The organism is Kitasatospora sp. NPDC057512 (genome assembly GCF_042802135.1).
Lineage (GTDB): Bacteria > Actinomycetota > Actinomycetes > Streptomycetales > Streptomycetaceae > Kitasatospora.
Genome location: NZ_JBHVET010000273.1, coordinates 1 through 10,056 on the forward strand (window position 1 = coordinate 1; position 10,056 = coordinate 10,056).

Here is a 10,056-nt window from a genome sequence, read left to right on the forward strand (position 1 = left end):
GCCCGGGCCTGACGGGTTCAGGCCCGGGCCCGGTTCAGCTCCGGGCCGGACTCATGCCCGAAGTCCCACCGGAGCCTGGTCAGTTGACGTTGACGGCCGTCCAGGTGGCGGCGACCGCGTTGTACTCCGCGCTGCCCGACCCGTACAGGTCCGCCGCCGCGCTGAGGGTGCCCGCACGGGCGCCCGCGTAGTCGGTGGTGGAGGTGAAGTACGTGGTCAGCGCGCGGTACCAGATCTGCGCGGCCTTGTCCCGGCCGATGCCCGCGAGCGTGGAGTTGTCGTACGTCGGGCTGTCGTAGCTGAACCCGTTGATCGTCTTCGCGCCGCTACCCTCGGACAGCAGGTAGAAGAAGTGGTTCGCCACCCCGGACGAGTAGTGCACGTCCAGGTTGCCGACGTTCGCGTCCCAGTAGTCCGCCGAGCCGCCGTCCTTGCTCGGCTGGTCCATGTACCGCAGCGGGGTGCCGTTGCCGTTGAGGTTGATCAGCTCGCCGATCCAGTAGTTCGGCGGGTTGGAGGGCAGGTTGGCGTACCACTCGACCATCGTGCCCATGATGTCCGAGGTGGCCTCGTTCAGGCCGCCGGACTCGCCCGAGTAGTTGAGGTTGGCGGTGGCCGCGGTCACGCCGTGGCTCATCTCGTGGCCGGCCACGTCGATCTCGGTGAGCGGTGCGGTGTTGTTGCTGCCGTCGCCGTACGACATGCAGAAGCAGCTGTCGTCCCAGAAGGCGTTGACGTAGTTGGAGCCGTAGTGCACCCGGCTCAGGGCGCCGACGCCGTCGTTGCGGATGCCGTTGCGGCCGAAGGTGCTCTTGTAGAAGTCCCAGGTGGTGGCGGCACCGAACTGGGCGTCCACGGCGGCGGATTCGCGGTTGTTGACGGTCCCGTCGCCGAAGCTGTTGCTGGTGTTGGCGAACAGCGAGCCGGTTCCGTCGCTGCCGTTGTTGAGGTCGCTGGTGGACTGGCCGCCGCGGCCGGCGTCCTTCAGCTGGTAGTCCGAGCCGCTCTGGGTGGTGGCCAGCGGGACCTGGCCGACGAAGACGCCGTTGCCGGTGCCGGCCGCGGTCTCGATCGTCTCGTGCGTGGCGAGGACCCGGCCGTCGGCCGCGTCGGTGACCAGGATCTGGCGGCTCGGGGTGCCGTCGGCGCGCCGGCCCTCGACCGTGGTGCGGTACGCCAGGCGCGGGTTGCCGTCGGTGGCCCAGACCACCAGCTCGGCCTTGCCGGCCTGGTGGACCTCGGTGAGCGGCGACTCGTCGGCGTCGGCGCGCGCCCCGATGGTGGCCCTGACCCCCGCGGTGACCTGCGCGACGGCCTGGTCGGCGGCGATCTTCGGGGTCGTGTCCGGCAGCGCGATCCGGGCGGCGACCGCCTTGTCGACCGACTTCACCGAGCCGTCGGCCTTCTGGTGGACGACCAGGTCGCCACCGATCACCGGCAGGCCGGCGTAGGTGCGCTCGAAGCGCAGGTGCCGGGTGCCGTCCTTGTCCACCACGGCGTCCCTGGCGACCAGTTGCTCCTTGTCGCCGAGCTTGAGCGCCTTGGCCAGCGGGCCGGCCTGACCGGCCGCCAGCTTGAGCGCGGTCGCGTGCTGCTGGACGGCCTGGGCCTGCAGCGAGGGGGTGGGAGCGGCCTGGGCGGCGGTGCTCACCTGGATCACACCGGTCAACAGGGCCGTGGCCGAGAGTACGGCGACGGCCGCGAGCTTACGCTTCACGTACGAGTCCTTCCGGGAATCCGCGTCTGGGCGCGGTCGCACCGCGTCCCGGGGGGCCGGGTCGGCACCTGTGGGGCGGGACGGGCACTGACGTGCGGGAACCCCGTGCAGTCGAGCGGCTCGCCACCGATGGGTGGGGGTGGGGGCTACCGCTGGGGGATGACCAGAAGCATGACAATCCAGCAGGTGAATTGACAGGTCTTGCTCAGAAATTGGCCAGGTCCCGCCATCGGGTAAAGAGCCTCCAATCAGCAGACGAACCCGGGCAATTCACCACATCCCACCAAGGACTTCGAACCGACCGACGGCCGGTCGCCTGCGCCTACGGGAATCCACCCGCCGGCCCGCCGCCCGCCGGCCCGGTGAGCGGGTCCGGTCGGCCGTCGATCGACTTTTACATGTGTGTAGAAGTCTCCATACGGTTCCTTGACACGCCGGTGGCGAGGTCCCGCCACCCGGACCCCTTGAATGCCGGGAGGTCATCTGCTAGTCGGCCGACCGGCGCCGTCACCGCCGCCTCCCGGGCCGCCCGCACCCCGCGCCGCGAACTCTCACGCCCCGGGCGGGCCCCTACTGCAGCCGCCACTCCTGGGCGGCGTTGCCGGGGGTGCAGGAGACCATGGTGACGGCGTTGCCGGGGCCGTTGTTGGTCATGCAGGACTGGTTCTGGTAGTCGCCCAGCGTGTACGAGCCGGCCGAACTACCGGTGCGCATCGTCCAGTTGGTGAGGAAGCTGAGGCCGTTGCTCAGCACGACCTTCCCGTCCATCGTCTGGACCAGCTGCGGGCCGCCGTTGTTGCAGGCGTTGAACAGGATCCACGAGCCGGGGTTGGTCGAGCGCACCCAGCCGTACTGCGCGTGGCCGCCGACCACGATCGGGTTGTCGCCGTTCAGGTTGTCGTCGCGCATCCCGATCGCGCGGCCGTCCTTCGCGCTGACGATGGTGCTCCAGCTGGTGCCGCCGCAGGACGCGGGCCGGGGCGGGTTCTGCGGGGCGCTGGTGGTCCCGCCGTTGGCGCTCTGGGCCGGAGGCTGCGGGTTCTGGTTGGCGGGCGGGTTGGGCGGGTTGCCGCCGCCGGGCTGGCTCCCCTGACCGGCCGACGACGCCCCGCCGGCCGCCGCGCCCGTACCACCGGTCCGGCCGGCGCCCGAACCGGCCGAAGCGCCCGAACCGCCGCTGCCGCCCTGACCACCGGCCGCCGGGGCCGGGGGGACCGGGACCTGCGGCTGGTTCTGGGCGGCGCCGGGCACCGGCTGGTCGGGACCGGGTGTGGCCGCCGGGGTGTCGGTCGGCGCCGGGGTGGTCGGCGCGGTGCTGGTCGCGGGCGCCGAGGTGGCGGTGCCCGGGTTCACGGGGGCGGTGACCACCACGGTCGGCTGGGCGCCGGGCGACTGGGCCGCGTCGGTGCCGCCGGCCCCGCGGTCGACCAGCAGGACGGTCGCCGTGCCCATCGAGATGACCACGGGGATGACGACGGGCACCAGCAGGGTACGCCGCGACCGCCGCCGACCGGGTTCGGTCTGCGCCTGCGGCTCCACCTTCGCCACCTCGTCGGGTGCCGGGGCGCCGCCCGCGGCGGGCACCGCCACCGCCCCGCCCTTGACCAGCGCCACGGCCGCGCCGCCCTGGGCCGGCTTCACCCCGCCGCCGCCCTGGCCCGGCTCTGCCACACCGTCCTTCGCGGGCCCTACGGCACCGCCCTCGGCCGCCGGGACCGCACCGCCCGAGACCGCACCGCCCTTGGCGGCCGGGCCCGCACCGGGCCGGAGCGGGAGGGTCCCGCTGTCGGCCGCGCCGGCCCTCCCCGGCGTCCGCCCGTCGGCGACGCCCTCCCCCGCTAGCGCCGCCCGGACCGCCGTCGCCATCTCGGCGGCGTCCGCGTACCGCTCCTCAGGCTTCTTGGCGAGCGCCCGGGCGACCAGCGCCCGTACCGGCGCCGGAAAGGTGTCCGGCAGCTCCGGCACCGGCTGGTTGACGTGCTTGAGCGCGATCTGGAGCGGCCCGTCACCGGAGTACGGCGGCTCGCCGACCAGCAGTTCGTAGCAGACCACGCCGATCGAGTACAGGTCGGTGGCCGGTCCGAGGTTCACGCCCTCGGCCTGCTCCGGGGACATGTAGAGCGCGGTGCCGATGATCGCGAACGGGGCGGTGAGCTTGGTGCTGGCGAGCGCCCGGGCGATGCCGAAGTCGGTGATGGCCACCCGGCCGTCCGAACGCACCATCAGGTTGGACGGCTTGATGTCCCGGTGGACGATCTCCCGCTGGTGCGCGGCGTGCAGCGCGTCCAGCGCTCCGGCCACCAGGTCGAGGGTGCGCTCGACGCCCATCGGTCCGGTGTCCTTGAGCACCCGGTCCAGCGGACGGCCGTCGATCAGCTCCATGACGATGTAGGCGCAGCGCTCCTCGCCGTCCCCGCCGCTCTCCCCGTAGTCGTGGACGCCCACCACGCCGGGGTGGTCGACCGCGGCGACCAGCTGGGCCTCACGGCGGAAACGCTGGGCGGAGGTGTCGTCCTCCAGCAGCTCCGAGCGCAGGATCTTGACCGCGACCCGCCGCGCCAGCACGGTGTCCTCGGCCTTCCAGACCGAGCCCATCGCGCCGCCGCCGATCTTCTCGACCAGCTCGTACCGCCCGCCGAGCACGGTGCCCGCGCCGCTCATACCCCTGCTCCCCCGTGTCATGACCCCACCCCCGCGGGTCGTCGGCACACAGTGTGCCAGAGCGTGTCGTTGACTCAGTCGTGCAGGTCCGAAAAGGAATTGGGCACGAGTTGTCAGTCCTGGAGGAAATACCGAGCACGGTCCGCGACTTCCCGGACGGCCGAGACGACCGCCTGGGGACGGTCGGCCTGGATCGCGTGACCGGCGCCGGGCACCGTGCCGTGCGTCCCCCGGACGGCGTTCCTCGCGAGCCCCTCCTGCAGGGCGGTCCAGCGGGCGCGCATCGCCCTGGGCAGCCCCCGGGTCGCGCTCAGGACCGCCAGCGGCGCCTCGGGCGGCGGAGCCCCGGCGCGGCGGCGACGGATCTCGGGCACGGCGGCGGCGGTCAGCCCCAGTTCGGCGAGGAGGGCACGCCGCTGGTGCCGGTGCGCGATCACGGCCGCCTCGGCCCGGGCGAGCGGCTCCTCCGGTACGGGCGAGGCCGGCGACAGCGCCGTCCGGTACAGCCACAGCCGGTTCAGCACGGCCTCGGCGACCTGGATGGACCGCGGCTGGAACTCCTCGTGCGCCGGGTCCACGAGCACCAGCCCGGCCACCAGCTCCGGCCGCTGCCAGGCGAGGAGTCGGGCCAGCTGGCCGCCCCAGCTGTGCCCGACCAGGAGGGCCGGCCCCGCGTCCAGATGTCGCACCAGGGCGGCCAGGTCGGCGAGCTGGCCGTTCAGCGTCGGGGCGGTGGACCGCTCGGGCTCGCTGGCGCCCAGCCCGGCCCGGTCGTACGCCACGACCCTCCCGTACCGGGCGAGTTCGGGCAGGACCGCCGACCAGGTGAGCGCCGACGTGCCGGCGCCCGCGATCAGGACGACCGGCACGGCGCCGCCCCGGCCGGCCTCCACCCAGCGCAACGCCCTTCCGTCCCGGTCCAGTTCGCCGGTGCGTACGCCGCCGGGCAGGTGCTCGCCGAGCGCCCGCGCGATGGCCTCCTGGACGCTCCGCAGACCCGGCCCGGCGGGTTTCGCCCGCGTGCCCTGACTGGTGTTCATGTGCCGTCCCCCCTGGATCCCTCGTTCGGCCCCGCTCCCCCGGGCCCTGTTCCGACCGGACTGCCGGCGGCCGGTCGACAGATGGCCGGTCCAACCGGTCATGGACCGGCCTCGGACCGGCCTCAGGCAGTCATCGGACCGGTCCCAGACAGTCCCCCGGCAGTCCTCAGGCGGGCAGGGCCCGCTTCAGCAGCCCGAGCAGCGCCTCCCAGTGCCGCTCGGCCGCCGCCGCGTCGTAGCGGCTGGTGTCGGCCTGGGTGTAGCCGTGCGGGGCGCCGGCGTAGACCTCCGCCCGGTGCCGGACGCCGGCGGCGGTGAGGGCCTCGGCGAGCCGGTCGATCTGCTCGGGCGGCAGCGACGGGTCGTCGTCCGCGTGGCCGAAGTACAGCTCCGCGGTGATCCGGTCGGCACCCAGGTGCGGGCTGTCCGGGCTGTCGGTGGCGAGCCTGCCGCCGTGGAACCCGGCCGCGACGGCGATCCGGTCCGGGTGGCTGGCGGCCGCGCGCAGCGCCAGCATGGCCCCGAAGCAGTAGCCGGTCAGGCCGACCGGGCCGTCCTGGACCAGCGGGGACTCGGCGAGCCAGCGCAGGTACGCCTCCGCGTCGCGGGAGTTCGTCTCCGGGGTGAGCGTGTCGATCAGCGGGACGATCCGGGCGAAGAGTTCGTCGGCCTGCTCCAGGTCGATGCGCTCCGGCAGGTCGAGGACCGGTGCGCGGCCGGCGCGGTAGAAGAGGTTGGGGGCGAGTACGGCGTACCCCTCCGCCGCCAGCCGGTCGGCCATGCCCTCCACGTGCGGCCGGAGGCCGAAGGCGTCCGTGAAGAGGATGACGGCCGGGTGGGCCCGACCGTCGTCGGGGTGGGCGAGGTAGGCGTCGGCGGTGCCGTCCGCCGTCGGGATGTCCACGAGGGTTCCGCGCACGAGCATGGTGAGGGTGCTCCTTCCGATTCGTCCGGCAGCGTATCCGGTGGGCCCGCCGCCCGCCCCTGCGCTTCACGCCACAGTGCGCCCGCATCGGCCCCGCCGCGTACCCACGTACCCGCGCGCCTGTCCGCGGCGCACCCGGGGGAACGCCGCGGCCCCGTGTGCGCGTTGAGCGGGCATGGGGTGGATCGTGGGTGTGGCGGCGACGGTCGCGGCGGTGCTGGGGCTGGTGCTGCTGGCGGTGTGGCAGGTCCAGGACGAGTCCTCGTCGCGGCCGCGGCGGCGCGGGCCCGGGGTGGGGATGGGCGCCGGCGGGCTGGAGGAGCTGCACGCGCTGTTCAGCCCGGGCAAGCAGGTGCAGGTCGAGCAGAAGCGGGAGCAGCTCGTGCTGCGGGACGACGAACAGGCCGGGGCGCCGCCGCACTTCGGCGTGGACCTGGACCGGGGCGTGGCGGTGCTGCCCGGCGGGGCCGGAGGACGTGCGCCCGGCCCCGCGGAGCGCGAGGGGATCGGAACGGGTACGGCCGGTCGGGTGCCCCGCGAGACAGGGGCTCAGGCTCCCCAGGTACGGGAGCAGAGCACCAGCCGGTAGCCGTCCGGGTCGGCTATCGTCACGCCGTGCTCGTCCCAGTACGGGTTGTGGGACGCGACCCGGGTGCCGCCGGCTTCCTCCAGCCGGGCGACCAGGGCCTCGTCCACCGGGGCGCCGAGGTAGACGACGAACAGGTCGTCCACCGTCGGGGTGGGCTCCAGCGGCCGCTCCGGGTCGTGTGTCAGCTCGAAGTGCCAGCTGCCGCCGGGCGGGCCGACCATCAGCAGGTCGTGCTCGCCGGACACCCGCTCGGTGCTGCGCCACTGCACGGCGAGGCCGAGGGCGTCGACGTAGAAGCGCTCGGCCGCCGCGATGTCGCGCGAGGGGCGGGCGATCCGGACCCGCGTGGTGGAATCGATCATGCCGGCGACCATAGCCGATGCCACTGACAGTGAACCAGGCTGTGCGGCCCGGCCGTGGACGGACCGTCAGAGCCGCCGCAGCCGCTCCTCGTCGGAGGTCCGCGGGCAGGTCAGACAGGCGGTGGCCGCGGGCCCGACCGCGTAGTAGAGGCAGCAGGCGAGCCGGGTGCGGGTGTGGTGGGCGCGCCCGTCGGGGGTGTGCAGGCGGCGGAAGTCGGCGCCGCCGGGGAGCGGCAGGGTGCCGCCGGGCAGGACGGCCTCGGCGGCGTTGACGGCGGCGTCCTCCTCGGCGACTGCGGCGACGGCGCCCTCCGCTGCGGCGGCGACGGCGGCCCCCTCCTCGCCGAGCATCCGCCCCAGGTACCAGAGGGCGGATGCCAGATCGTCCGTCACCATGCCCCAGAGCGCCCGGTCGCGGCGCCGGGTGGGACCGGCGAACGCGGCGAGCACCGGTCCGAGGTGCGCGACCACGGCGGCCCGCAGTTCGGCGCGCAGCTCGTCGTCGCCGGGGAGGGTGACGTACCCGCGCGGGCGCAGGGCGAGCGCGCCGGTGGGGGCGTGCAGCCAGAGGTCGGCGGGGTCGACGGCGGGGACCCGGCGGGCGAGGTACCAGGGGCCGGCGATCAACAGGCAGGCCGACCAGGCGTAGTGGTGGAGCAGCCGGGAGGCGGTGACGTGCGGTCGCGGGGCACCGCCGTGCCCGTCGGCGATGCGGGCCTCCGCACCCGCCAGGACGGCGGCCAGCGCCCGTTCGTCGGTGGCGAGTTCGGTTCCGGAGTGCCAGCCGTCGGCGGCACCCGGGTCGGGCTCGTCGGCGTCCAGCAGGCGCAGCTCCAGCACCGGGCAGAGCTCCAGCAGCCGCCGGTAGTCGGCGACCAGCGCGGAGGACGCGCGGAGCGCTACGGGCAGGGGTGTTCCGGGGACCATCGGCACTCCCGAGATCGATTCCGCATGATCGATTAAGGTGAGGCTCACCTTACAACGCATCGGGGCACCCGATGGCCGTGCCCGGCTCCGCCGGAAGCAGCCGTCGATGGTCAGGGGCGAACAGCTGACAGATTTCGAAATCTGTCAGCTGTTATCTGTCATCTGTCAGCCGTCAGCTGTTACCACCGCCCCGGACCGCCGCCGCCCCCTTCCATCGCTCGTGGGAGAGTGGTAGGCAGCGAAGGGAGCGCGAACGTGCTGATGGACAAGGTGGCGGAGATACTCGCCGAGGCGTCGGCCGAGGTGGTGGAGCCGCGCTTCCGGGCGCTGGCCGCCGGCGAGGTGATGGAGAAGGCCCCCGGCGAGATCGTGACGGTCGCCGACCGCGAGGCCGAGGCGATCATCGCCCGTCGCCTGCACGAGCTGCTGCCCGTCCCCGTGGTCGGCGAGGAGGCGGTCGCCGCCGACCCGTCGCTCGCCCTGGCCCTCCACGACGAGCCGGCCGCCTGGCTGGTCGACCCGGTGGACGGCACCGCCAACTTCGTCGCCGGCAGACCCGAGTACGCCGTGATGTGCTCCCTGGTCCGCTCCGGCCGGACCGTCGCCTCCTGGATCTGGCAGCCCGCCACCGCCACCGCCTACTGCGCCGAGCTGGGCTCCGGCGCCTGGCGCGACGGCGTGCGCCTGACCCGCCCCCCGGCACCGAAGGACGTCGCGAAGCTGCGCGGCTCGGTGAAGAGCCGCTACCTCGACGCCGAGCACCGCCGCCGGCTCCAGGACAACATCGCGGCCTTCGGCGAGATCTCCCCCGGCCGGCACGCCGCCGGGATCGAGTACCCGGACGTCGTCGACGGCCGCTTCGACTTCCTCCTCTACTGGCGCACCCTCCCCTGGGACCACGCCCCGGGCTCCCTCCTGGTCACCGAGGCCGGCGGCGTCTCCGCCCGCCCGGACGGCACCCCGTACCGCCCGGAGGCCCCCGGCTGCGAGGACGGCCTCCTGGTCGCCGCCGACCCCGAGACCTGGGAGCTCACCCGGTCGATCCTCCTCGACCACTGACACCGGGGCCCCGCGGGCCCGGAACCATCGGTCCAGAACCCCCGTCGGCCCTACCCGGCCCGGTCGCCCGCCACCTTGCGGCCGGCGCCCACCACCTCCCGCACCAGCGCGCCGACCTCCCCCACCGTGGTGTGGGGGTTCAGCAGCGTGAGCTTCAACCGGACCCGACCCGGACCGTCACCCGGGAGTTCGGTGCGGCCGACCACCGCCCGGCCGGTGCGCAGCAGCAGGCGCCGCAGTCGGCCGTTCACCTCGTCCAGCGCGGCCTCGTCCGTCACACCGGGCGGCCGGTAGCGGAAGAGGACGGCGGTGAGCACCGGCTCGGCGTAGAGCTCGAGTGCCGGGTCCGCGCGCACGGCGTCGGCCGCGGCGAGCGCGAGGTCGTGACAGGAGTCGACCAGCCGGCCGAGTCCGTCGCGACCGAGGGTGCGCAGGGTGACGGCGAGCTTGAAGGCGTCGGCCCGGCGGGTGGTGCGCAGTGAGCGGCCGAGCAGGCTGGGGTAGCCGGCCTGCTCGTCGTCGACCGGGTTGAGGTACTCGGCGCGGCGGGCGAGCGACACGTAGGTCTCGGCGCGGCGCACCAGGAAGACCCCGGCCGCGGCCGGCTGCCAGCCGAGCTTGTGCCAGTCGAGGGAGACCGAGTCGGCGCGGGCGATGCCGTCGAGCAGCGGGGCGAGCCGGTCGGAGAGCAGCGCCCCGCCGCCGTACGCGGCGTCCACGTGCAGCCAGGCGCCGTAGCGGCCGGCCAGGTCGGCGGCGGCGGCGAGCGGGTCGAC

General features: G+C 74.3%; 9 protein-coding genes. 2 read left to right on the top strand and 7 right to left on the bottom strand.

What is annotated here, in order from left to right:
- Nucleotides 1-79 precede the first annotated feature (79 nt).
- The 4 genes from ACFU6K_RS19205 to ACFU6K_RS19220 form a co-directional block, all read right to left on the bottom strand.
- Nucleotides 80-1,717 (bottom strand): M4 family metallopeptidase, encoded by a 1,638-nt coding sequence (locus ACFU6K_RS19205; RefSeq protein ID WP_380664508.1) that lies wholly within the window; start codon nucleotides 1,715-1,717, stop codon nucleotides 80-82.
- A 570-nt stretch (nucleotides 1,718-2,287) separates the two neighbouring features.
- Nucleotides 2,288-4,378 carry a protein kinase gene (locus tag ACFU6K_RS19210; RefSeq protein ID WP_380664511.1) on the bottom strand — a complete coding sequence of 697 codons (2,091 nt, stop codon included), beginning with the start codon at nucleotides 4,376-4,378 and terminating at the stop codon, nucleotides 2,288-2,290.
- A gap of 113 nt (nucleotides 4,379-4,491) precedes the next feature.
- Nucleotides 4,492-5,418 (bottom strand): alpha/beta fold hydrolase, encoded by a 927-nt coding sequence (locus tag ACFU6K_RS19215; protein ID WP_380664514.1) that lies wholly within the window; start codon nucleotides 5,416-5,418, stop codon nucleotides 4,492-4,494.
- 166 nt (nucleotides 5,419-5,584) lie between these two features.
- On the bottom strand, nucleotides 5,585-6,343 hold the full coding sequence (locus ACFU6K_RS19220) for a dienelactone hydrolase family protein (RefSeq protein WP_380664516.1): 759 nt from the start codon (nucleotides 6,341-6,343) through the stop codon (nucleotides 5,585-5,587).
- A 175-nt stretch (nucleotides 6,344-6,518) separates the two neighbouring features.
- Between ACFU6K_RS19220 and ACFU6K_RS19225 the strand changes: the two genes are divergently transcribed.
- Nucleotides 6,519-6,932, top strand: a complete 414-nt coding sequence (locus tag ACFU6K_RS19225; RefSeq protein WP_380664519.1) for a DUF6191 domain-containing protein — start codon at nucleotides 6,519-6,521, stop codon at nucleotides 6,930-6,932.
- Here the strand turns inward: ACFU6K_RS19225 and ACFU6K_RS19230 are convergent.
- The gene (locus ACFU6K_RS19230) at nucleotides 6,893-7,294 is read right to left on the bottom strand and encodes a VOC family protein (RefSeq protein WP_074004433.1); all 402 of its coding nucleotides are present in this window, start codon (nucleotides 7,292-7,294) and stop codon (nucleotides 6,893-6,895) included. The genes ACFU6K_RS19225 and ACFU6K_RS19230 overlap by 40 nt on opposite strands.
- Before the next feature lie 66 nt (nucleotides 7,295-7,360).
- Nucleotides 7,361-8,221, bottom strand: a complete 861-nt coding sequence (locus ACFU6K_RS19235; RefSeq protein ID WP_380664523.1) for a (2Fe-2S)-binding protein — start codon at nucleotides 8,219-8,221, stop codon at nucleotides 7,361-7,363.
- 261 nt (nucleotides 8,222-8,482) lie between these two features.
- On the opposite strand from ACFU6K_RS19235, the gene ACFU6K_RS19240 reads away from it, so the two are divergent.
- On the top strand, nucleotides 8,483-9,280 hold the full coding sequence (locus tag ACFU6K_RS19240) for an inositol monophosphatase family protein (protein WP_380664528.1): 798 nt from the start codon (nucleotides 8,483-8,485) through the stop codon (nucleotides 9,278-9,280).
- Nucleotides 9,281-9,330: 50 nt separating this feature from the next.
- On the opposite strand, the gene ACFU6K_RS19245 is transcribed toward ACFU6K_RS19240, so the two are convergent.
- On the bottom strand, nucleotides 9,331-10,056 hold a 726-nt coding region (locus tag ACFU6K_RS19245), incomplete at its 5' end, for a pyridoxal phosphate-dependent decarboxylase family protein (protein ID WP_380664526.1).

What these genes read in the sequence shown, in the direction of transcription:
- ACFU6K_RS19235 (WP_380664523.1), bottom strand. Translation starts at nt 8,221, where the DNA reads ATGGTCCCCGGAACACCCCTGCCCGTAGCGCTCCGCGCGTCCTCCGCG.
- ACFU6K_RS19225 (WP_380664519.1), top strand. Translation starts at nt 6,519, where the DNA reads ATGGGGTGGATCGTGGGTGTGGCGGCGACGGTCGCGGCGGTGCTGGGG.
- ACFU6K_RS19230 (WP_074004433.1), bottom strand. Translation starts at nt 7,294, where the DNA reads ATGATCGATTCCACCACGCGGGTCCGGATCGCCCGCCCCTCGCGCGAC.
- ACFU6K_RS19215 (WP_380664514.1), bottom strand. Translation starts at nt 5,418, where the DNA reads ATGAACACCAGTCAGGGCACGCGGGCGAAACCCGCCGGGCCGGGTCTG.
- ACFU6K_RS19240 (WP_380664528.1), top strand. Translation starts at nt 8,483, where the DNA reads ATGGACAAGGTGGCGGAGATACTCGCCGAGGCGTCGGCCGAGGTGGTG.
- ACFU6K_RS19220 (WP_380664516.1), bottom strand. Translation starts at nt 6,343, where the DNA reads ATGCTCGTGCGCGGAACCCTCGTGGACATCCCGACGGCGGACGGCACC.
- ACFU6K_RS19210 (WP_380664511.1), bottom strand. Translation starts at nt 4,378, where the DNA reads ATGAGCGGCGCGGGCACCGTGCTCGGCGGGCGGTACGAGCTGGTCGAG.